The 21,667-nt window shown below is 41.9% G+C and carries 19 protein-coding genes; 8 read left to right on the top strand and 11 right to left on the bottom strand.

All coding sequences use genetic code 11. The annotated features are described in order from the left end of the window. Positions 1-45 precede the first annotated feature (45 nt). Together PHAL_RS0100265 and PHAL_RS0100260 are read right to left on the bottom strand one after the other, a co-directional pair. Positions 46-663 carry a glutathione S-transferase family protein gene (locus PHAL_RS0100265; RefSeq protein WP_016706388.1) on the bottom strand — a complete coding sequence of 206 codons (618 nt, stop codon included), beginning with the start codon at positions 661-663 and terminating at the stop codon, positions 46-48. 41 nt (positions 664-704) lie between these two features. Continuing rightward, positions 705-1,736 carry an NADP-dependent oxidoreductase gene (locus tag PHAL_RS0100260; RefSeq protein WP_016706387.1) on the bottom strand — a complete coding sequence of 344 codons (1,032 nt, stop codon included), beginning with the start codon at positions 1,734-1,736 and terminating at the stop codon, positions 705-707. 265 nt (positions 1,737-2,001) lie between these two features. Between PHAL_RS0100260 and PHAL_RS0100255 the strand changes: the two genes are divergently transcribed. The 4 genes from PHAL_RS0100255 to PHAL_RS0100240 all read left to right on the top strand — a co-directional run bounded on the left by PHAL_RS0100255 (position 2,002) and on the right by PHAL_RS0100240 (position 8,004). Beyond that, a complete protein-coding gene (locus PHAL_RS0100255; RefSeq protein ID WP_016706386.1) occupies positions 2,002-2,427 on the top strand; it encodes a hypothetical protein in 426 nt (141 codons plus the stop codon). A gap of 13 nt (positions 2,428-2,440) precedes the next feature. Beyond that, positions 2,441-3,313 carry an SMP-30/gluconolactonase/LRE family protein gene (locus PHAL_RS0100250; protein WP_016706385.1) on the top strand — a complete coding sequence of 291 codons (873 nt, stop codon included), beginning with the start codon at positions 2,441-2,443 and terminating at the stop codon, positions 3,311-3,313. A gap of 461 nt (positions 3,314-3,774) precedes the next feature. Continuing rightward, positions 3,775-6,414: a TonB-dependent receptor gene (locus tag PHAL_RS0100245; protein WP_016706384.1), complete on the top strand. Its 2,640-nt coding sequence runs from the start codon at positions 3,775-3,777 to the stop codon at positions 6,412-6,414. Positions 6,415-6,489: 75 nt separating this feature from the next. Continuing rightward, positions 6,490-8,004, top strand: coding sequence for a glycoside hydrolase family 10 protein (locus PHAL_RS0100240; RefSeq protein ID WP_016706383.1), 1,515 nt, complete (start codon positions 6,490-6,492; stop codon positions 8,002-8,004). A gap of 184 nt (positions 8,005-8,188) precedes the next feature. Here the strand turns inward: PHAL_RS0100240 and PHAL_RS0100235 are convergent, their stop codons facing one another. After that, positions 8,189-10,867, bottom strand: coding sequence for a TonB-dependent receptor domain-containing protein (locus PHAL_RS0100235; protein ID WP_374954826.1), 2,679 nt, complete (start codon positions 10,865-10,867; stop codon positions 8,189-8,191). Positions 10,868-11,127: 260 nt separating this feature from the next. On the opposite strand from PHAL_RS0100235, the gene PHAL_RS0100230 reads away from it, so the two are divergent. Continuing rightward, the gene (locus PHAL_RS0100230; RefSeq protein ID WP_016706381.1) at positions 11,128-12,333 is read left to right on the top strand and encodes an anhydro-N-acetylmuramic acid kinase; all 1,206 of its coding nucleotides are present in this window, start codon (positions 11,128-11,130) and stop codon (positions 12,331-12,333) included. Here the strand turns inward: PHAL_RS0100230 and PHAL_RS0100225 are convergent. Then, entirely contained in the window at positions 12,330-12,824 is a 495-nt protein-coding gene (locus tag PHAL_RS0100225; RefSeq protein WP_016706380.1) for a hypothetical protein, read from the bottom strand. The genes PHAL_RS0100230 and PHAL_RS0100225 overlap by 4 nt on opposite strands. Before the next feature lie 295 nt (positions 12,825-13,119). Here PHAL_RS0100225 and PHAL_RS0100220 point away from each other — a divergent pair, with 295 nt between their 5' ends. The 3 genes from PHAL_RS0100220 to PHAL_RS0100210 all read left to right on the top strand — a co-directional run bounded on the left by PHAL_RS0100220 (position 13,120) and on the right by PHAL_RS0100210 (position 14,833). Further along, complete coding sequence (locus PHAL_RS0100220; protein ID WP_016706379.1) at positions 13,120-13,584, top strand: TlpA family protein disulfide reductase; 465 nt, start codon at positions 13,120-13,122, stop codon at positions 13,582-13,584. Positions 13,585-13,693: 109 nt separating this feature from the next. Further along, positions 13,694-14,287, top strand: a complete 594-nt coding sequence (locus PHAL_RS0100215; protein ID WP_016706378.1) for a DUF4202 domain-containing protein — start codon at positions 13,694-13,696, stop codon at positions 14,285-14,287. 36 nt (positions 14,288-14,323) lie between these two features. Next, a complete protein-coding gene (locus PHAL_RS0100210; RefSeq protein WP_016706377.1) occupies positions 14,324-14,833 on the top strand; it encodes a TFIIB-type zinc ribbon-containing protein in 510 nt (169 codons plus the stop codon). Between the two features lie 6 nt (positions 14,834-14,839). Here the strand turns inward: PHAL_RS0100210 and PHAL_RS0100205 are convergent, their stop codons facing one another. The 7 genes from PHAL_RS0100205 to ispG form a co-directional block, all read right to left on the bottom strand. Continuing rightward, a complete protein-coding gene (locus PHAL_RS0100205; RefSeq protein ID WP_016706376.1) occupies positions 14,840-15,076 on the bottom strand; it encodes a hypothetical protein in 237 nt (78 codons plus the stop codon). 115 nt (positions 15,077-15,191) lie between these two features. Beyond that, entirely contained in the window at positions 15,192-15,572 is a 381-nt protein-coding gene (locus tag PHAL_RS0100200) for a VOC family protein (RefSeq protein WP_016706375.1), read from the bottom strand. A 187-nt stretch (positions 15,573-15,759) separates the two neighbouring features. After that, positions 15,760-17,223 (bottom strand): ribosome biogenesis GTPase Der, encoded by a 1,464-nt coding sequence (der, locus tag PHAL_RS0100195; protein ID WP_016706374.1) that lies wholly within the window; start codon positions 17,221-17,223, stop codon positions 15,760-15,762. A gap of 93 nt (positions 17,224-17,316) precedes the next feature. After that, on the bottom strand, positions 17,317-18,492 hold the full coding sequence (gene bamB, locus PHAL_RS0100190; protein WP_016706373.1) for an outer membrane protein assembly factor BamB: 1,176 nt from the start codon (positions 18,490-18,492) through the stop codon (positions 17,317-17,319). A gap of 9 nt (positions 18,493-18,501) precedes the next feature. Beyond that, complete coding sequence (locus PHAL_RS0100185) at positions 18,502-19,122, bottom strand: YfgM family protein (RefSeq protein ID WP_016706372.1); 621 nt, start codon at positions 19,120-19,122, stop codon at positions 18,502-18,504. A gap of 16 nt (positions 19,123-19,138) precedes the next feature. Further along, positions 19,139-20,419 (bottom strand): histidine--tRNA ligase, encoded by a 1,281-nt coding sequence (gene hisS / locus PHAL_RS0100180; RefSeq protein ID WP_016706371.1) that lies wholly within the window; start codon positions 20,417-20,419, stop codon positions 19,139-19,141. Positions 20,420-20,545: 126 nt separating this feature from the next. Beyond that, on the bottom strand, positions 20,546-21,664 hold the full coding sequence (gene ispG, locus PHAL_RS0100175) for a flavodoxin-dependent (E)-4-hydroxy-3-methylbut-2-enyl-diphosphate synthase (protein ID WP_016706370.1): 1,119 nt from the start codon (positions 21,662-21,664) through the stop codon (positions 20,546-20,548). Between the last annotated feature and the right edge of the window lie 3 nt (positions 21,665-21,667).

Below are 21,667 nucleotides of genomic sequence, written 5' to 3'. Positions count from 1 at the left end.
GTGTAAAGGGGCTTTACACCCCTTTAAACTAGCTGTGATGCTGGCTTAACCGTATTTTGCTTCTAGCTCATCGGCGGTGTGATATTTTTCATGGCTCTTTAATTGCTCTAAGTAGCGGGCAATTTCAGGAAAATGGCTAATAGCGCCCGTTTCGGCTACTTTTTCAACCACAAACGACAACATAAAGTCGGCACCCGTTAATTGCTCACCCACTAAGTAGCTTTTGCCGGTTAGTCTTAAGTTGATATAGCTTAAAATTTTGCCAATTTCGTGATCAGCGTAGTCCGCGATAAAGTTAGTTTTACAACCATCTTTGGTAATAAATAGTTTAAGTAAAAACGGCACCATGGCCGAGCTTTCAGCGAAGTGTAGCCACTGCTGATAATCAATATAGTCTTTACTGTCTCGGTTTGGTGCAAACTTACCATTACCATATTGCGTGATTAAATAGTCAGTAATAGCACCTGATTCAGTAATCACTTGGCCGTTGTCTTCAATTACTGGCGATTTACCCAATGGATGAATCGCTTTCAGCTCATCTGGTGCTAGGAAAGTCTCGCTATTACGTTGATAGGCAATAATTTCGTAATCAATCTCAAGCTCTTCAAGTAGCCAAATAATACGTTTAGAGCGTGATTTATTTAAGTGATGTAATTTGATCATGGTGATCCTTATAAGCGCAGCCGTTGCCGCGCAGGGTAAATTTAAAGTGGCTTATTTACTTGTACTACCGTTTTGCCAAAGTTCTTGCCGTCAATCATATCGTTAAATGCAGATACGGTATTTTCAAAGCCTGTTACTAAGTGTTCGCGATAATGAATTTTGCCCTCGCTAAGCCACTTTTGCATATCAGTTGCAAACTCATCATAACGGTGGCCGTAATCGTCAAAAATAATAAAGCCTTGCATACGAATTCGTTTGGTGAGAATTTGCCCCATTAGCGCACCCATTCGATCCGGGCCTTGTGGTTGCTCGGTGGCATTATATTGCGACACTAAACCACATAGTGGAACGCGTGCTGCGGTATTTAGTAAAGGTAATACGGCGTCAAACACTTTTCCGCCCACATTTTCATAATAAACATCAATACCTGCATCACAGGCTGAAGTTAATTGCTCTGCAAAATCATCAGCTCGATGATCAATACAGGCATCAAAACCAAGCTTTTCAACGGCGTATTGGCATTTCTCACTCCCACCTGCAACGCCGACTACCTTACAGCCTTTGAGCTTGGCAATTTGCCCTACTGTCGCGCCAACAGGGCCTGTTGCCGCGGCAACCACCACTGTTTCACCTGTTTTTGGCGCGCCGATATCTAGTAGCCCCATGTATGCAGTAAAGCCAGGCATGCCCATAATACCTAGCGCGTAGGATGGGTGGCTGGGCTCTTTACCCAGCGGCATTAATCCTTCACCATCTGAAATTGCATATTCTTGCCAGCCTGTATAAGCCAGCACCCAGTCACCGACAGCAAACTTTTCATTATTCGATTGCTCAATTTGACACACTGTAGCACCGACCATCACATCGCCAATTGCCACAGGCTCCGCATATGATTTTGCATCACTCATACGACCGCGCATGTAAGGGTCTAGCGATAAATAAATAGTGCGTAGTAATACTTCGCCTTGTTTAAGCTCGGGGAGTGACACGCTTTTTAGTTCAAAGTTATCCTGTGTTGGCGCACCATGCGGGCGAGACTTAAGGGTAAATTGTTTGTTTGAGATAGTTGGCATAATCGTTTTCCATATCCAGTTAAGAGAGTGCTGCATAGTTACTGTAAATCTAAATGCTCAGTAGCTATGTTGTTGCAGCGTATTGAGAACACAGTAATGAACTTAGGGCTAAGCGCTATAAATTCAACACTTAGCATAGTTTAGTTTATCGCTATATGGAGAATCACTTTTGCAGTTGTGCAATAGTGACTGTTAGTTGTTGTAATTTGGGAACAAGTTGTGTTAAAAATAATCTGTAATTTGATCCTATTAACGAGGGAATGACATGGTAAAACAACTGTTTATATTATTAGCCTTGATGAGTAGTGGCCTAACTTGTTTTGTCGCGCAGGCAAATGACGAGGTCTTGCGTGTGGATCAGGTTGCGCTGCAAGGAATACCGTTTAGTTTTGAAAATGATAATAATGTAAGACCTAAAGTGAGTGACTTTAGTGTAGTTAACACTGTATTGATGAGCAGTGAGCAAGGCCGCCGAGTTGCCGTGGTAACAATTCGCAATGATGCGTCGGGTTCGCGAATTTTACAGGCTGAGCATATAATGGCGTTATTTGCCGATGGCAGACGAATATCGCCTATGGCATTGGCTGATAATATTAAATTAGAAGATGGTGAGCAGCGCTCATTAACGCTGTCATTCGGCGTAGATTTTTACCCCATCTTGAGTATCTTCACCAGTAATAATTTAAATTAGGAATAATAATAAAATGAAAGCGATGATCTGTGGATTAGGCTGTGCGGCAGTTTTGCTAAGTAGCGCCTGTTTAGCAACTAATATAGCGACTAATACAACCACCAATAGCAGTCGTGACTTTGTTGCTGATAATATCTTCACGCAAGGCATTGAAGGGCCAGTATTTTATAAGCAACACTTATACGCGGTTAATTTTGCAGAGCAAGGCACCATTGGCAAGGTAGATAGCAGTGGCAAAGCCCAGTTATTTATTAAGCTGCCAAATGACAGCGTTGGTAATGGTTTGCAATTTGATAGCCAAGGCAACTTATATATAGCGGACTATGTTAATCATAATATTTTAAAAGTACCTGCCAATAGTCAAAGTGTTGAGGTTTTTGCTCATAATAAAACCATGAACCAACCGAATGATATAGCGATTACCACTCGAGGCGTGTTGTTTGCCAGCGATCCTAATTGGGCAAACAGTACCGGTAAATTGTGGCGCATTAATGCAGATGGCAGTACGCAATTACTTGAAGACAATATGGGCACCACCAATGGCGTGGCGGTTAATAACGATAATAGTAAGCTGTATGTAAATGAGAGTGTGCAGCGGGTTATTTGGCAGTACGATCTTGATCGTGATTTAAACATCAGTAATAAACAGCCGTTAATTAAGTTTGTTGATCATGGTATGGACGGCATGCGTGTAGATAACCAAGGTAATGTGTTTGTGGCGCGTTATGGCGCAGGCGTGATCTTAAAAATCAGTCCGGCGGGAGAAGTCTTGAACACCTATACGTTAACAGGGCAGCATCCCACTAATGTGGCGTTTAACGAGCAGCAAACCAAGTTGTTCGTTACTATGCAAAAACGCGGCGCGATAGAAGTAATTGAGCTATAAAAGTGTATGGTAAAAACGAAATACCGACTATGTAGCGCAGTTAATTAAATTGCGCCTAATGCAAAGTCGGTATGCTCCCAGTGCGCTTGGCAAAAGCAGCTTGATACCGCTTTATTCTTCCTAAGCTCAATCTTAGTTCATTTAAGTCTATAAAATTGTTTCGTGTTAGTGGTGAAATAGTATTCGCTATTACATGCGGCAGGCTGTTGTTTTCCTTGTTTTAAATGATTCCATTCTTTGTTTTCTTACCATTTAAAGTGCAAAAAAATACGATTTTCAGGGAATTATAAATTTTAAAATCAAGCTTGGTTTGGAGTAATTTATATTGACTTGGTGTGTTTTTATGACTAAGTTAACATTCTGTAAGTAAAAACGATAACTTATGTCTTGGTTTAACAACTTTAAACCTGTAGTAGCTGTACAAGTAATTTGAAATATAAAAAAGGTTAAATGCTTATACTATGAATAATAAATTCCACACAATTACAACTCAATTCAAAAAATCATTACTCGCCACTTTGGTTATTTCAGCTTCTAGTACTGCTTTTGCGAATGATGCTGAGCAATTAGACAAAGATAAATTAACAAAAGAAGATATTGAACGTATCGAGGTAAAAGGCTACGCAGCGTCAGTGGAAAAAAGCCTTAATATGAAGCGATTTGCAAACAGTGTTGTTGATGCTGTATCTGCAGAAGATATCGGTAAATTTCCTGATCAAACGGTAGCCGATGCTTTACAGCGTATCCCTGGTGTTCAAGTTGAAAAAGACTTAGGCGGAGAAAGTGACCGAGTAAGTATTCGTGGTACAGCTCCTCATTTAAATATTACGCTATTGAATGGCCAGAGTGTAGCCTCAGCAACGGCGTCTGCATCTATCACTCGTCCATCCCGCGGTTTTAATTATTCACTTTTACCTGCAGAATTAGTTGATACTTTAGAGGTGTTTAAGTCCGCTGAAGCTGATGTTGATGAAGGATCAATTGGTGGTACTGTCGTGGTGAGAACTCGTAAGCCGTTAGACAGCGAATCTAATTATGCGGCATTGTCAGTGAAAGCATTTCACTTTGAAAATGCTGATGAAACAAAGCCTTATATTTCGGGTTTATACTCTTGGAAAAATGAAGATGAAGACTTTGGTTTTAATGTGGGCTTTGTTCGCAAAGAACTTGCAACTCAAAGGGACAGTAAAGAAGTCAGATTTGGTTACCGTAGTACCGATGCCAATGCTGATGGTAATAATGAGTATTACCCAGGGGCGGTCGGTTATAACCGCTACGCGAGTGACTCTGATTTAAATACAGTGACGGCTACCTTGCAATACGCACCTTCGGCAAATTTAGATATTGTTTTTAATAATCTGTATTCAAAATCTGAGCATGAGTCATACGGTACTTACTCCAGTGGTTTTATATTACAAAACATTGGCAATATTGAGCAAGCCGATATTGTCGATGGTACTGTCGTCGCTGGAACGTTACCTGCGCATAATAACTTAGGCTATTACGGAAATGCCGGATACCAAGGTGAATTTAAAACTCAAGCTCACGATATTAAAGTTACCTATGCAAAAGATAACTACACACTGACAACACAGTTTGGCTATAGTAAAGCGGAGGGGGCAGTGAGTGATGTATACTCAGAGTACTACGCAAACACAGACGCCTCGTACAGCATCGAAAATGGAACTCCAGAGGTTGTATTATCAGATTCCCTTACTCCTGCGGATTATCGCTTAGATTACAATCATAAAAATGATATAGCGAATGATTCGGATGAAAAATATGTTCAATTTGATTTTGAATATCAACTCGATAATGATTACTTTACGGCAATAAAAACCGGCGTTAAGTACCGTGAGCACAGTAAAGCCGCAAACTTAATTAAAGCAAATTACCCTAAAACGAGCTCTGATGGCAGTACAAATAATTTAGGGCAATTTGCAACGACAACAGTAAATGACTTCATGGGCGGGGAGAATGCTATTTTGTGGCAATTTGATAATGCCGCTTATAGCAATTGGATTGCCACTACTGAGCCATCCACTGCACCGTATGAGCATCTTGATTACACCTATGACTTGCAAGAAAGTATTACAGCCGGTTACGTTAAAGCATTATTTGCATTTAGTGATTTTCGCGGTAACTTAGGTGTACGTGCGGTTAAAACAGACGTTGATTCCCAATCGCTACAATATACTGGCCGTAGTTTTGATCCACAAAATATCGAAGAAGTTGGCTTTTCTAATAGTTATAACGACTTCCTCCCTAGCTTAAATATCGCTTATGACTACAGTGATGAAATTATCCTGCGTTTTGCTGCTGCAAAAGTAATGTCACGCCCTGATTATGACTTTTTATCAGCGCGCAAAAGTGGCTACTGCACAGCGGCCACTGGTTGTAAGGGCAATGAAGGAAACCCTGATCTAGAACCCTATCGTGCTTCGCAATATGACTTATCAGCTGAATGGTATTTCAACGAATCATCTATTTTATCGTTAGCTTATTTTTATAAAGATATCGATTCGTACATTACAAATAGCACCGTTGATAAAGAGTGGCTGTGGACAGATCCAGATACCGGCGTTGAAGAGCTACGCACCTTTTTAATTACGCAGCCTTTAAATGGCTTAGGTGGCGAAAACTCCGGGTTTGAAGTGAATTATACGCAAAAGTTAGGGTATGGCTTTGGTATTCAAACTAACTACACTTACTCTGATGCAGAGCTTGAGCAAACAGCAGAGCAAGTTGCCGCTGGTGAAGAGGCTGTGCTGCCTAATAATTCAGAAGATACCTTTAATGCCACAGTGTATTACGAGAATATGGGCTTTAGCGCTAGGGTTTCATATACGTATCGCTCTGAATACTTCTACACAACTTATTTAGGGTTAAACCAGTATATTGATGACTTTGGTCAATATGATTTGAACCTTAGCTACAATGTCACTGATAACCTGAATGTGATATTTCAAGCTATTAACTTAACCGATGAAGATCAGCGCTCTATGTCAAGTAACAGCACTGGTATGTCAGATAGCAATCGCCCACTTGCTATTCATAACTATGGACGTAGATTCTTACTGGGCGCTCAATATAAATTTTAATTCCCCCCAGATACGATATAAATAGCCGATAGTCTTCACTATCGGCTGTATTTTTCTTTTGTCAGGAAATAAATAATGCATCGAGTCATTCTCTCTTTACTCCTATCTATTGCTTTAGTCGCTTGTCAGTCCGCTCCGTCAACCCCAATCAGCAAACAGCAAGCCAACCCATTGCTTGCAACTATTCATACCGAAGAGGTTGTTCGTGAATTTCGCGCCGCATGGGTTGCGACTGTTGCGAATATAAATTGGCCCCAGCAACCGGGTCTTTCTGTTGAAGAGCAAAAACGCCAAGCGATAAATATATTAGATACGCTGCAAGCAAATAATTTTAATACCGTTATCTTTCAAGTGCGGCCACAAGCTGATGCACTTTATCAAAGCTCTACTGAACCATGGTCTTATTATTTAACGGGTCAGCAAGGGCAAGCGCCCGACCCTTTTTACGACCCTCTGCAGTTTTGGATTGAACAAGCGCACAAACGGGGTTTAAAGCTACATGCGTGGTTTAATCCTTATCGTGTGCATCATCCATCAGGTGGAAGTGTTAGCGAACAGTCAATGAGTGTGCAAATGGCTGAAGATGTCGTGCAGCTTAAAAATGGCATGCACTGGTTCATTCCAACTAATCAGTCTGTTATTGATTATAGTATTGCGACGTTACTAGAGTTAGTAGAAAACTATGATATTGATGGCCTTCATTATGACGATTATTTTTATCCGTATCCGTCATACAACGAAGGTGAAGACTTTCCTGATCAAAGCCAATACTTAGATTACCAAAAGCAAGGTGGCAAATTAAGTAAAGGTGATTGGCGCCGAGCAGCGGTCAATCAATTTACTAAAACGCTCTACCAGCAGGTAAAGCAACTCAAGCCACATGTTCAAGTGGGTATTAGCCCTTTTGGTATTTATCGTCCTAAGCAACCGGCTACTATCCGAGGTTTAGATCAATATGAAAAGCTCTATGCCGATGCCAAGCTGTGGCTAAATGAAGGCTGGCTTGACTATTTTACGCCGCAATTATATTGGCCTATCAATCAATACTCGCAAAGCTACCCATTACTCGTTGCGTGGTGGCAATCGCAAAATACTCAACATCGTCATTTATGGCCTGGTATCAATACATTGATTGCAAATACCGATGCCGGAATAGACGAGGTTGTAAACCAAATTATGATCAATCGGGCTATGTTAAATAATTCGCCTGGTGTTGTATTTTGGAATGTAAAATCACTCGATTACGCTGACTTTTCGCAGGTGATTGAAAAGGGGGTTTTTCAACATCAAGCATTACTGCCACTATCAAACTGGTTACCGGCTCAACAGGTTAGTAAACCGACAGTGAGTTATAATCAGTATGCACAGCAAACAAAATTGAGTTGGCACCACACAGAACCAGAGCATGTGTTCAAAACCATTGTTTACCTGAAATATGGCGATGATTGGCAATATAAAATTTATCCATCAATGATGCGCTCAATCACTGTTGAAAATAACAACAATGGACAGCCATTGACAAATGTCCGAGTTGTAGCAGTAAGCCGCGATGAAGTGCTTAGCGAGCCGATGGAAGTGCAACTTAAGTAATGTTTTGATCAGCAAGTACAGTAATATACAACAATGCTCTCTAGTCGGGTTATTGTGAGCACTCAGTTAACTTTACGCTTGCTATCAGAATCGGATTGGAAAGTATTATAGTGAGAAAAAGCGCGCCGGGCAGGGCGCGCTTGAAGGGGTTAATCCTGAGTTGCTAGAGGCAATCTGGAATTAACTAAAAACTCGGTGAGTAACGAACAGCAACGCCAACGGTGCGGCCAATTACACTATAATCACTAACAGTATTGAAATGGTTTGCGCCAATTTCAGGTGTCGGTGGTGCTTTATCAAATAAGTTATCAATACCAAAGTTAACAGCGAGACTGTCGGTTGCTTGCCACGATGCAGCAAAGTCCATGTAATCTTGCGCATCGATTGTTTCTGATCTATCTACAGCGTAGTCTACTTCACCAATTCTGCGCCAGCCTAATTGGAAGTTCATAGTATCTAGTTGCCAATCAAAGGTAGCACGGTGCTTATAATCAGCTTGTAAAATACTGGCAAAATCCCCAGAACACGCGCTGCCATAAGTGCCTTTACAATCTACTTCGGCAACTGTGCTGTTATTTTGGCGAGTTTGCTTGGTTACAAAATTACCTTGGTACGAAAATCTAAAACGGCCGCCCAAATCCATTGGTGCATCAAATACATAATTAGCTGCAATATCAACACCCTCTTGTTCAATCGCTGCAAGGTTAAAGTCGTTTACGATGGCAGTGCTGATAAAGCCGGTGTTTGGATCGCGAAGTACGGCGCCACATAATGGGTTATTTGGGTTTGGATCGTCGATATAACAGCTCTGTAATGCCGCTGCTGGTTGAATTTGGCTTACCGCATCGGTTACGCGAATGCTGTAGTAATCAAGTGATAGATCAAAGCCCTCAATGTAACTTGGGGTATAAACTACGCCTAAGGTATCTGACTCTGCTTGCTCTGGTTTGATGTTTGGGTTACCGCCGTAAGTATATTCGGCCGTTGTTGAATCAAACTCAGTGCCGACAGGCGGTGCGCCGAAAGCGGCACATTGCGCAGCATCACCTGTGCCTAGTAAGCATGGATCGCCATTAAAGCGACCGGCAAAACGTGGCACAAATTGGTCACTATTTTGATCAAATAATGCTAATGATAACGCCGTGATTGGACTTGCGAATTCACCTAAGTTGGGAGCTCTAAATGCTGTAAGCTTATTAGCACGAATACGTATATCGTCATTTACTGCCCAGTTAATGCCAAGTTTATAAGTGTCTTCTGCTTCGGTATTTGAGTAATCAGAAACCCGATAAGCACCTTCAAAGCTTAACTCTTTGGCGAATGGCATATCAACGAGTAGTGGCACTAACAATTCCGCATAGAACTCGCTGCTATCAAAGCTGGCGTCCATATCAAACGCGCTGACAGACGCAAAGCTAGTGCCATTTCTAAACGCATCCCCTGGAGTTTGCTTGCCGGTTTCTTTACGGTACTCATAGCCAATTGCAAAATCTACATAACCCGCTGGTAATTCAAATAATGCGCTTGAGTCCCCTGATAAAGTGGCTGCAAACACGCTCTGGGTACGCTCGCGGGTGGTGTAAAGGAGTGGATCGCTAAATTCACTTAGATCTAAATTAGGATCAAAAATATCCATGCTATTGGCAATATTACCAAAGCGGCTATTACCACTGTTATCAATTTTATAGCCGTTATTGTAAAGCGTAGCGACTTCATCTGTTTGGCCGTATTGGCCATAAATGTCATAGCGTAAGTAATCGGTAATATCGCCTTTTAAGCCCAGTTGAAATTGCAGTGAATCACGCACAGCTTCGGTATTTTGAACACCTAACCCTAAGTTACGTTCAACATTGACTAAGGTATTACCATCAGCATCAAAGCTTAGTTGTTGACGCAGTTCATCAGGAATATATTGATTATCTTGGGTTAACGTTACTTGTTCGTTAACAAGAATAGGCGTTTGGCCGCTAGCGCCGGCGCCATTAACGGTCACTTTTGAATACATAGCACGGCCGTAAATGATGGCGCTATCGCTGGCATCTACATCAAATAATAATCCTGCAGAAAACCTATCCATTGGCTGCGTTAAATAACGGTCACCAGTAAAATCACTGGTTTGACGATCAGTGACGACTTGTCCTGCGTCGTTAATCGCTAAACTATTGCCGCTAGCAACATCGGTGTAGTAACCACCGCTGTTGATCATTGTCGCGCCGTTTTCTAAGGCATAATCACGTTCGCCAGCGAGTAACTCTTTACGTTCTGAATAACCAAGGTAGCCTGTAATATGACCACGGCCATCGGCAATGTCACCACCAAAAATGGCTTCAAAGTTAAGTTTTTCATTCCCGCCGTCAGCGGTTTCATAACTACTTGAAAATTCAGCGCCGCTAAAATTATCATCCAGCACAAAATTGACAACGCCGGCAACTGCATCGGCGCCGTATACTGCAGCGGCGCCGCCTGTTAATACATCAACACGCTTTATTAGCCCTGCAGGAATAGTATTTACATCAACCGAGTTACGAAAACTAAATGGCACTGCACGGGTACCGTCAATAAGCACCAACGTACGGTTTTGGCCAAGCCCACGTAAATCAATGGTTGATGAACCAAATGAGTCACCCACCGTTGCGCCTGTGCTATTGGCGCCAGCTGCCGCTTGTGGCAGCTTAGCGGTAATGTCTTCAACATTTACTGCACGATCTAAGTGTATTTGTGTTTCGTCAACACTTACAACAGGGCTGCTAGACACTAATTCAGTGCGTTGGATACGTGAACCCGTCACAGTGATCACTTCAGGTTTCGTTTGTTCTACGGTTTGTTCCGCGGCTAACAATGCAGGGCTGGTCGTGGTAAGCATAGCCAGTGCGATAGGAGACAGTAAATGCAGTGGCCGTATTGAGTTATGTTTGCAGTATTTCATTGTCGATTCCCGTGGTTATGTATTTTTTGCTATTATGGGGGGTGTTGTCAGTACACTTAACGTGTTGACTAGTTTTAAAGCATTTTCAACGTTTTTGCAATAATTATTCTTTCAATGTTTTATTTTAAAGTATAAAGTATTCCTTGGCTCGAGATAAATCTATATTTATTAGTGTTTTGATTTTAAAAGGTAAAAAAATGCATCAGCATATATTAAAGCTGTATAACAGTGCTATGAAACAACAAAGATTAATAATTGGTCTGATGAGTGGTACATCACTTGATGGCCTTGATGTAGCATTATGCAAGGTTTCAGGCCAAGGTATGGATACTCAAATAGAAGTTTTAGCCTTTGAAACAGTTGATTATGATGATGACTACAAGCAAAAAATAAAAAAGGTGTTTGCTGAGCGTTCCTGTGACCTTGAGCTGGTCACATTACTACATCCTTGGGTAGGCACATTGCACGGTAATATGGTGAATCAGTGTTTAGCTAAATGGAATGTAGCAGCAGATGATATTGATGCAATCGCCAGTCATGGGCAAACAATTTATCATTGTCCTAAAAGCCAACATGCACACGTTGATTTTAAGCACGGTACTTTGCAAATAGGTGATAGTGACCATTTGGCGGTAACAACGGGTATTACTACTATTGGCGATTTTCGGCAAAAACACATTGCGGCTGGTGGCGAGGGGGCGCCTTTAGCGGTTTATGGCGATTACTTATTTTTTACCAGTGGTGATGAAAACCGTATTTTGTTGAATATGGGGGGGATTGCAAACTTAACCTACCTGCCAAAATCTGCTGATGCCAGTGCGGTGTTTAGTTCTGATATTGGCCCCGGTAATACTATTATGGACGCGTATATTCAGCGTCACTTTGCACCTTTGCATTATGATAAAGACAGTCAAGTCGCATCTCAAGGCACGGTTAATCAAGCCTTGCTAACTGAGCTTTGCGATAATGAATTTTTTAGTTTGGCGTTTCCAAAAACTACCGGTCCTGAAGTATTTAACTTGCAATACCTAGCACGAGCGCAAACTGCAACCCATACCACAGAGCTAAGCCATCAAGATGTTATGGCGACACTCAATCGGTTTTCAGCTCAAGTGATTGCTAAGGCGATCAATGATTGTAGCGCGAAGCTTGGTGGTGTTGCGGTTTATGCAAGTGGCGGTGGAATTCATAACCCACTACTTATGCAGCATATTTTATCGCTATGTCCGCACTTGCATGAGATTAAGAATACCCAAGTTTTAGGTATTGATCCCGATGCTAAGGAAGCTGTGTTATTTGCCATTTTAGCGAATGAATGTTTAGCGGGAGGGCAGCAACGGTTTGGTAATCAGGCTCAAGGAATACCAACGATCACCATGGGGAAAATAAGTTTTGCCGATTAAAAAAGTGATAAAAATGAACTGCTAAAGCTCGTTATTAATTGGCGTAGTGATTGGCTTTTAGCGGCTAAATGGGGCTTATATTGCTCAATATAGCCTGCGCCAAACGCCTGTATAATGACATCAAACTCGGCACTGTCCTTGAGTGTTGCATGCAAGCCGTGCAGCATCATTTGTAGCACATACTCGTCACCTTCATCACACTGACTTATGTGTGAGAGTGTGAGGTGCACTGTGCCGATTTCAATATCTGTTTGGCTTAATTTATATTGCATAAAGTAGCGGGCATCACGCTCTTCAATATGTGAGGCGCTGAGCGAGACAACATCACCTTCATGGGCATCGTCAGGTAATACACATAACAGTGTAATTTCATGTTGCGCATTGGCATTGAGCTGCAATGTATCGTACTCCATAGTATGTGCCATGGCAGCCGAAAGGGGATCTTCAAAAGATTGCAGTGCAAAGCTTAAACGCACTAAAGGGGTTGTCATTAAAGTCAGCTATCTATTGTAAATAAATTAAATTGGATAGAAATTATCCATTATTTTAATTTCAGATTTATGACTATATTGAATAAATTCTCATAGATTTTCATTTTTGTTGATAAAACAATGCTGTATTGTTGGCTTATGGGTAAGATCAAACTTCTGTATTTTAGACTAAAAATTTAACAATCATTTTAGCTAATTTTTATTGTTAAACTGACGTGCTGAATTGTGTATAAAAGCGCTCGTAATATACGCTAATTTGAGTATAGTCAGTGTAAAGTTAACTGTTGAGATCATTATGTTTAAACAAATAGCGCTACTGTTATCACTGTGTATTGTTTCATTTTTGTCTGTTGCTGCTGATAACAGACCGTTTACAGGGCAGATCAGCGCCGCTGATTTACTTAGCAAGTATCCCAAATTTGCCAGTGAATATGAAATATTCACCCCTACAACAGCAGACACCCAAGCAATTCAATCCCTTGCTGGAAAAGATATTTTAGTGTTATTTGGGACATGGTGCCATGATAGTCAACGTGAAGTGCCTCGCTTACTTAAACTACTTGATAGCACTAATGTGGCATTTGCAAGTTTGCAATTGGTTGCTGTGGGTTATGACAAGCAAGACCCTGAAGGCATCGCCAAACACTATCAGCTAAAGTATACACCGACAGTTGTAGTCTCAAACGCGGGTATTGAACTGGGCCGCTTAGTGGAAAAGCCAAATGAGTCTATTGCGAGAGATTTAAGCCAATTTGATTAATCAGCTCTCTAGTCGTAATTGTTTTATGTTGCAAAGTTTTCCTTCTGGCTAATTACCTACTTGCTGATTAGAATAGAGCTATTCGCTAAATAACAATAATGAGTCACCGATGTCGCAACACCTAATCGCCTTAATTGATGAGGCAAACAGCCACGATCCAAACCTAGAACAGCATAATGGTAAAATGTGGCCTAAAGAACGTTTATATTCAGAACGTATGACCGAGATGCTGAATCGCTTTAAACCCGATGCTGATGAGTTAATGCATATCGCTGTTCGAGCCCAACATATTAAACGTTGGTGTTCACCGCGCAGTAATTTCCCGATGGATAAACAAGGGTATCATCAGTGGCGCAGTGCCCTGTATGTATTTCATGCTGATACTGTGATTGAATTAATGCAACAGGCTGGCTGCTCTGAGAGCGAACAGCAACGAGTGTATAACGCGGTGGCGAAAAAGCAAATCAAGCGAAACCCTGATAGTCAATTAGTTGAAGACATCGCAAGTTTAGTGTTTATTGAGCATTATATGTTGGCATTCGCACAAACCAAACCGGATTACGATGAACAAAAGTGGATTGGGATTTTGCAACGTACTTGGCAAAAAATGTCTACAGAAGCACATAGTTTCGTGCTAGCCGGTAATATTACGTTACCTTCGCCGCTAGTACCGTTAATTGAAAAAGCGCTTACCCCGAGTTAAAATCGCACAGAAATGAACAATAGCAAGGAACTGGCTATGCACTGCCCAAGGACACACATAGAGCTCACTAAACTAATCGTCGGGGGAATTGAGGTTTACTCATCCTCCAACGGCGGGGTATTTTTTGATAATCGTCAAATCACTAATTTTAGTGATCCAACGTTAAAAAGAGCGCTGGTGCTTGCTGAGCATTTAGCTGCTTTGCCAGATAGTGATGCTGATCTGTCATCACGCATTAATTGCCCTAAGTGCCCTAGTATTGTAATGATGCGACGCTTTTTCACTCCGCTCCATGTGGTCGAAATAGATGAATGTCCTAATTGTGCGGGGATTTGGCTAGATCCAAAAGAGCTTAATAAAATCCACGAAAACCACTTATCAGCGAGAGAAAAGCAGTTACTGCTAAACCAACAAATGAATGATCATGGTTTTGTTCAGTTTGATATACCAACTAATAGATTTAGCCGTCAGGGCCTTAAAAAAAATCATAATAACAGTACTGAGAGTTTAGTTGAATTAGCGTTGGCGTCGCTGTTTGATAAATAAAGCAACTCAGTCTTGGCTAAGTTGCTTTTGTACAGTGTGTACTTTTGCTAAGGTTTGTTGATCAACAATAATAGGTAGCGTCAGCTCCATGTTTTCTAAGCTATCGGCTATTTGTTTCTTCAACTGCGTCGCACTCTCAGCTTGTATGACTTTAATTGCTTCCGTTGTTTGCAACTTTACTTGTGTTGTTAATTGCACTTCATTTGGGCTCAATAGCAATATTGACAGTAGTAATGTATTCATTTTTTATCTCCTTATTTAAATTACCGCTAAGATAAGGAAACTTGATGACAAAACAGTGTTTCTAATATTTCTACTAGATTAAACTTTAATGCTATTTTGATGAAGACAAGAACACTCAACTTTGTACTAAACAAATCAAGGTTCCTTCGATTGCCCGCACATAGGCATAATGTTGAGTTTCCCTAAAGCTTGGCGGACAAAGTGGCTCGGCACCCGCTAATACGGCTTTATCGTAACTCTCACAAAGATTAGTACAGCTAAAACGCAACTCAAAGCCAAGCGCTGGCTGTTTTGGATGTGCGCGAATGTACCCTTGTTTAAAATGCGCTTGCGCGTAGGGGTGATTAGCAAAGGCTATTTTGACGCTTCCGGTATCAAGTTCACCATACTCACCGTTATCACTGACTGAGGATGTGCTCAAACCAAACGCTTGATAATAAAAATCTAAAGTTTCTTCAACGTTATCAACATAAATAACCTGATTCACTAACTCCATTAATTACTCTCTGCCGTTCTTCATTCTATAAATAAAGCACATTTTGAACGCCTTCGCGACCTAATCCATAAGTAAACTACTTAATTTAGACATAAAAAAACCTTGTAAAGGACAACTCTACAAGGCTTAATTTTTTACAGCTTACAGCTTACAGCTTACAGCTTACAGCTTACAGCTTACAGCTATATCATTTATTGCGGTTTTCTTTGCTAAACGCGCGGATCTTACGTTTTTGCGAAAGCGTTACTTTGTTAGTACGCCCTGCAAATGGGTTATCACCTTCTCTAAATTCAATTTTGATTGGTGTGCCCATGATTTTTAATGCTTTACGGTAGTAGTTCATCAAGTAGCGTTTATAGCTGTCTGGTAAGTCGTGAACTTGGTTACCGTGAATTACGATACGTGGTGGGTTATAACCACCCGCGTGCGCGTATTTAAGCTTAACACGACGGCCACGTACAAGCGGTGGCTGGTGATCGGCTTGTGCCATGTCCATAATACGGCGTAGCATAGCTGTGCTAATACGCTTAGTTGCAGACTCGTATGCTTCGTCAATTGATTCAAATAAATGACCAACACCTGTACCATGCAGTGCAGAGATAAAGTGCAGACGTGCAAAGTCGATAAAGCCTAAGCGGCGATCAAGCTCTGATTTAATACGATCTTTCACGTAGTCATCAAGGCCATCCCATTTGTTTACGGCAATCACTAATGAACGACCTGAGTTAAGTGCAAAACCCAGTAAGCTTAAATCTTGATCTGAAATTCCATCACGAGCGTCAACAACGAGTAGCACTACGTTACAATCTTCGATTGCTTGTAGAGTTTTGATCACTGAGAATTTTTCAACCACGTCACTGACTTTCTTACGTTTACGAACACCGGCTGTGTCAATCAATACGTATTCTTTCTCGTTACGGGTCATTGGGATGTAAATCGAATCGCGAGTAGTTCCTGGCATATCGTAAACAATAACACGTTCTTCACCGAGGATACGGTTAGTTAGTGTTGACTTACCGACATTAGGGCGACCAATAATGGCTAATTTAACTGGTTTGTCAGCAAAGGCTTGTTGCTCAACTTCTTCGCCATCTTCAGCGTATAGGTCAACCAGTTCGTCATCATCATCTTCACCATCGTCGTTAAGCGCGCTTAGCTCAGCGATGACAGGTTGCAGAGTATGCTCTAGCAGTAACGTTATACCACGACCATGTGCGGCTGCAATATGGTGTACTTCGCCTAATGATAGTTGATAAAACTCAGCGCAATTTGAATCGGCATCAATACCGTCAGTTTTGTTGGCTACAACAAAGCTTTTCTTCTCTTGCTTACGTAAGTGATTAGCAATTGCTTGATCAGCGACAGTCATGCCGACACGGGCATCGACTAAAAATAAAACAATATCAGCTTCTTCAATCGCCAGTAGCGATTGATCAGCCATTTCCATTTCGATGCCTTCTTCAGAACCATCAATACCGCCCGTGTCTACTACGATAAACTCATAGCCATCGTAATTAGCTTGGCCGTATTTTCGATCACGGGTTAAGCCAGGGAAGTCGGCAACGAGCGCATCACGCGTACGTGTCAAACGGTTAAATAATGTGGATTTGCCCACATTGGGTCGCCCAACTAGAGCGATCACGGGAAGCATAAACTACCTCTTAAAAAAACAACAAAAGGCTTCGCGTTGCGAAGCCTTACAAAAATAAATTAACTATTAATAACTTATAGCTATTTTAGCAAATTAGTCTGGTATTTTTACCGCACTAACTTCACCATCTCGGGTGTATAAAATCAGTTTGTCGTCTGCAACAACCGGCTCAATAAAAAAGCCTGAACTGTCAAAGTCTTCGCGCGACACAAGTTCGCCTGATTCTTTATTTAGCCAGTGTAGGTTGCCTTCTTGGTCGCCCATAGCTAAATAATTTCCTGCTACCGCAGGCCCTGTTAAGTACCAACCACGAAGGGCCGGTTGGCTCCAGCGTTCAATGCCAGAGGTTTTATCTAATCCATAAACAACACCTTCACTATCTACTACATAGATAGTTTGTGCGTCCATGGCAATTTCACGATAACTGCTGTATTCACGTTTCCATACAACGTTACCAGAACGAATATCAACTGCCGCTAAGTTACCATTGTAGGCGATAGCGTAGGCATAAGGACCACTGATCAAAGGCTGGGTATCAACATCCACCAAACGCTCAAATTCAGATGAACCCTTAGGTGTAGCGATTTCAGCACTCCAAGCAGAATAACCGCTGTCAGAGATCAGTACGCTTAATTTACCGGTTTCAAGACCAATTAATACCCCGCCGTTCGCGACGATAGGCGAGCTTTGACCACGTAGTGTTAATGCTGGCACTTCCTGCTCATGGCTCCAGCGCTCTTCACCAGTATCTGGGTGCAAGGCAAGTAATTTACCTGAGCCTAAATTAACATATATAAGGCCATCGCCTGCTGCAGGTTTTGCTAACACTTCGCCAGGTACTTTTTTCCGCCAAACAATGTCACCAGTTTCACGGTCAAGGGCGAGTAAGTAACCATGCTCTGAGCCAATAAATATTTTACCATAAGCTTGTAAAATGCCGCCTGATAATTTGGCGCTAATATCGCTTTCCCAAGGCCAGAAGCTTGAATTTTCGCGAATATCGGTTTCCCAAATAGTGTCGCCATTTGCAAGTGATAGTGCTTCAACTTCACCATCACGGCTTGCGACAAAAACACGATCTTTATAGACCGCAGGGGTTAAGCGAGAAAAATAATGTTCAACACCATCACCAATACTTTCTTGCCAAACAATATCGGTTTCAAACTGATTAACGATTTCAGGCAAGACGAGTTCTTCTTCATCGCTAGATGAGCAACCGACTAAGGTTGCCATACATAACGCTATACTTGCCGCTGTTAATTTTTTCATGGTAACCCCTTACGCCGCTGGGCTAGTTACTGCCAAGTCATCAAGTTTGATTTGCAATAATGGGTTATTTTCAAGGCCACCCGCATCTGCGGCTGCTTGATACGCTGTACGTGCTTGGCTTACATCACCTTGAACGGTATAGATATCACCTTTAAGTTCAGCAACAGTTGCTGCGAATGATTCAGCAAACTCACCATTTAGCGTAGTTAGTGCTTGATCGTATTGCTTCTGTGCTATTTGTACTCGCGCTAAACGAGTTGTTGCAGTCGCTTTTAAATCTGCATTGCTAACATTTGCCATAACCCAAGTTAGCTTCTCATTAGCAACTTCAAGCTGGTTCTTTTCTACGGCTTCTTTTGCTGCAACAAAGGCTGCAAGTACGCTGTAATTTGTGTCTTTGTGCTCAGTGATAAAGGTATCAGCGGCACCTAATACTGCACCACCTTCAACAAGCTGGGTATACGCATCAGATGCGTTTTCTGCTGTAGTAATTTGGTGTTGGTTATACGCTTTCCAGCCATACAGGCCCCCTAAACCAATGACTACACCGAGTGCCAGCGATACACCATTTTCACGAAAAAAACGTTTGATCGCTTCTGCTTGTTGTTCTTCTGTTGAATAAATATCCATTCTTACCTCGTCTTTTTTAGCTGTTCACAAGCTCAGCTAAAAGCGTTTTAATTTGTTCTAATTCTAAGGTGACTTGTTCTTTACGCTCGCGCAAATACTTAACTGTCACGACGCCTTGTTCTAATTCATCTTCGCCGATAATGAGTGCAACGAGTGCATCACTTTTATCTGCACGCTTGAGTTGTTTCTTAAAGTTACCGCCACCGGCATGAACCATTATGCGTAAGCCTGGTACTTCTGCGCGTAATTTTGCTGCAATAATTGGGGCTTGAATGCTGGCTTTATCACCCATCGTTGCTAAATATACATCAGCGTTGCGACGAATGTCACCTACACACTCTAACGCTTGTAACATTAACACTAAACGTTCCAGACCCATAGCAAAGCCAACCGCAGGCGTTGCTTTACCACCTAGTTGCTCAACTAAGCCATCATAACGACCACCGGCACAGACAGTACCTTGTGCGCCAAGACTATCTGTTACCCACTCAAAAACAGTACGGTTATAGTAATCGAGGCCACGGACTAACTTTTCATTGACCGTGTATATGACGCCAGCGGCGTCTAAACGTTCACATAAATTTTCGAAATGTTCTTTTGATTCAGCATCTAAGTGCTCAGATAGCTTAGGTGCATCACCTAAAATAGCTTGTACATCCGGATTTTTGCTATCTAATACACGCAGTGGGTTAGTATACATACGACGTTTTGAGTCTTCATCAAGGACATCAACGTGTTGTTCTAAATAAGCAACTAAAGCGTCGCGGTACTGAGCACGAGCCTCATTTGAACCTAACGAATTAAGTTCTAAACGAACATGCTCACTAATACCAAATTGTTGCCATAGCTGGGCTGTTAATAAAATAACCTCAGCATCAATGTCTGCACTGGCAATACCAAATGTCTCAAGACCAAATTGGTGGAACTGGCGATAACGGCCTTTTTGTGGACGTTCATGGCGAAACATTGGGCCCATATACCAAAGGCGTTGCTCTTGGTTGTAAAGTAAACCATTTTCGTTACCTGCACGTACACATACCGCTGTGCCCTCAGGACGAAGGGTTAAGCTATCACCATTATTATCGGCAAAAGTGTACATTTCTTTTTCAACAATATCAGTTACTTCGCCAATTGATCGTTTAAAAAGATCAGTTGATTCTACAATTGGAAAACGAATTTCTTGATAACCGAAAGATGCTACAGTCTCGCGTAAGATGCTTTCTACTTTCTGCCAAACTTGAGTATCGCCCGGCAGACAATCGTTCATACCACGTATTGCCTGAATTTGTTTTGCCACTGCTAAATCCTAAAAACTGTTTTTGTGTAATAAAAAACGACTACACAACAAGAATGCTAAAAATTGACCCGCCATTATAGCTGGCATGCGCGCGGCAAACCACCCGGTTTGCCGACTATATTAACTTTATTCAACGATTTTAATATCGATTGGGGTTTGCTGCTCTTTTTTGGCGATAAAATCACGTACGTAGCCTTCGAGCTGTTCAACAATATTATTATTATCGATACGTGCCTTTTGCCGTTCGCCATTGATATAAAGCCCAGAGCGACGATTTGCGCCGGCCAAACCAATATCGCTTACTAAGGCTTCACCTGGACCATTAACTACACAACCAATAACTGAGACTGATACTGGCTCGATGATATCTTCTAAACGTTCTTCAAGGGCATTCATGGTACTAACCACATCAAACTCTTGACGTGAACAGCTGGGGCAGGCAATAAAGTTAATCCCGCGAGAGCGTATACGCAGGGATTTTAATATATCGAAACCGACTTTGATCTCTTGTACAGGATCTGCCGCCAGTGATACACGTAACGTGTCGCCGATGCCTTCAGCGAGTAACATGCCAAGGCCAACCGCTGATTTTACTGAACCTGAGCGCATGCCGCCAGCTTCAGTAATGCCTAAGTGCAAAGGTTGATCAATTTCTTTCGCCAGTAGGCGGTATGCGCCAACGGCTAAGAATACGTCTGAGGCTTTTACCGATATTTTAAATTGGTCGAAATTGAGGCGCTGTAAAATTTCAACATGACGCATGGCTGATTCAAGGAGTGCTTCTGGCGTTGGTTCGCCGTATTTCTCCTGTAGATCTCGTTCAAGAGAGCCGCCATTTACACCAATACGAATAGGAATATTGTGTTCACGGGCCGAGTCTACGACGGCTCGAATACGATCTTCACTGCCTATATTACCAGGGTTAATACGTAAGCAATCGGCCCCATATTGCGCCACTTTAAGTGCAATCCGGTAATCAAAGTGGATATCGGTGACCAATGGAATAGTGACTTGCTCTTTAATGCTTTTAAATGCTTCCGCAGCATCCATGGTCGGTACTGAGACGCGAACTATATCGGCGCCAGCATCTTGGATTGCTTGAATTTGTGCAACGGTCGCATCAACGTCCATCGTATCAGTATTGGTCATTGACTGTACCGCTATGGGGGCGCCATCACCAATAGGGACATTGCCTACATTGATCCGAGTTGATTTTCTGCGTTTAATTGGAGATTCTGAAAACATAGC

This window comes from Pseudoalteromonas haloplanktis ATCC 14393, assembly GCF_000238355.1.
GTDB classification, from domain to species: Bacteria; Pseudomonadota; Gammaproteobacteria; order Enterobacterales; family Alteromonadaceae; genus Pseudoalteromonas; species Pseudoalteromonas haloplanktis.
This window is presented reverse-complemented; position numbering and strand designations above follow the sequence as displayed.

Coding starts and splice junctions, on each gene's coding strand:
- PHAL_RS0100265 (WP_016706388.1), bottom strand. CDS start 663: ATGATCAAATTACATCACTTAAATAAATCACGCTCTAAACGTATTATT.
- PHAL_RS0100260 (WP_016706387.1), bottom strand. CDS start 1,736: ATGCCAACTATCTCAAACAAACAATTTACCCTTAAGTCTCGCCCGCAT.
- PHAL_RS0100255 (WP_016706386.1), top strand. CDS start 2,002: ATGGTAAAACAACTGTTTATATTATTAGCCTTGATGAGTAGTGGCCTA.
- PHAL_RS0100250 (WP_016706385.1), top strand. CDS start 2,441: ATGAAAGCGATGATCTGTGGATTAGGCTGTGCGGCAGTTTTGCTAAGT.
- PHAL_RS0100245 (WP_016706384.1), top strand. CDS start 3,775: ATGAATAATAAATTCCACACAATTACAACTCAATTCAAAAAATCATTA.
- PHAL_RS0100240 (WP_016706383.1), top strand. CDS start 6,490: ATGCATCGAGTCATTCTCTCTTTACTCCTATCTATTGCTTTAGTCGCT.
- PHAL_RS0100235 (WP_374954826.1), bottom strand. CDS start 10,867: ATGCTTACCACGACCAGCCCTGCATTGTTAGCCGCGGAACAAACCGTA.
- PHAL_RS0100230 (WP_016706381.1), top strand. CDS start 11,128: ATGCATCAGCATATATTAAAGCTGTATAACAGTGCTATGAAACAACAA.
- PHAL_RS0100225 (WP_016706380.1), bottom strand. CDS start 12,824: ATGACAACCCCTTTAGTGCGTTTAAGCTTTGCACTGCAATCTTTTGAA.
- PHAL_RS0100220 (WP_016706379.1), top strand. CDS start 13,120: ATGTTTAAACAAATAGCGCTACTGTTATCACTGTGTATTGTTTCATTT.
- PHAL_RS0100215 (WP_016706378.1), top strand. CDS start 13,694: ATGTCGCAACACCTAATCGCCTTAATTGATGAGGCAAACAGCCACGAT.
- PHAL_RS0100210 (WP_016706377.1), top strand. CDS start 14,324: ATGCACTGCCCAAGGACACACATAGAGCTCACTAAACTAATCGTCGGG.
- PHAL_RS0100205 (WP_016706376.1), bottom strand. CDS start 15,076: ATGAATACATTACTACTGTCAATATTGCTATTGAGCCCAAATGAAGTG.
- PHAL_RS0100200 (WP_016706375.1), bottom strand. CDS start 15,572: ATGGAGTTAGTGAATCAGGTTATTTATGTTGATAACGTTGAAGAAACT.
- der (WP_016706374.1), bottom strand. CDS start 17,223: ATGCTTCCCGTGATCGCTCTAGTTGGGCGACCCAATGTGGGCAAATCC.
- bamB (WP_016706373.1), bottom strand. CDS start 18,492: ATGAAAAAATTAACAGCGGCAAGTATAGCGTTATGTATGGCAACCTTA.
- PHAL_RS0100185 (WP_016706372.1), bottom strand. CDS start 19,122: ATGGATATTTATTCAACAGAAGAACAACAAGCAGAAGCGATCAAACGT.
- ispG (WP_016706370.1), bottom strand. CDS start 21,664: ATGTTTTCAGAATCTCCAATTAAACGCAGAAAATCAACTCGGATCAAT.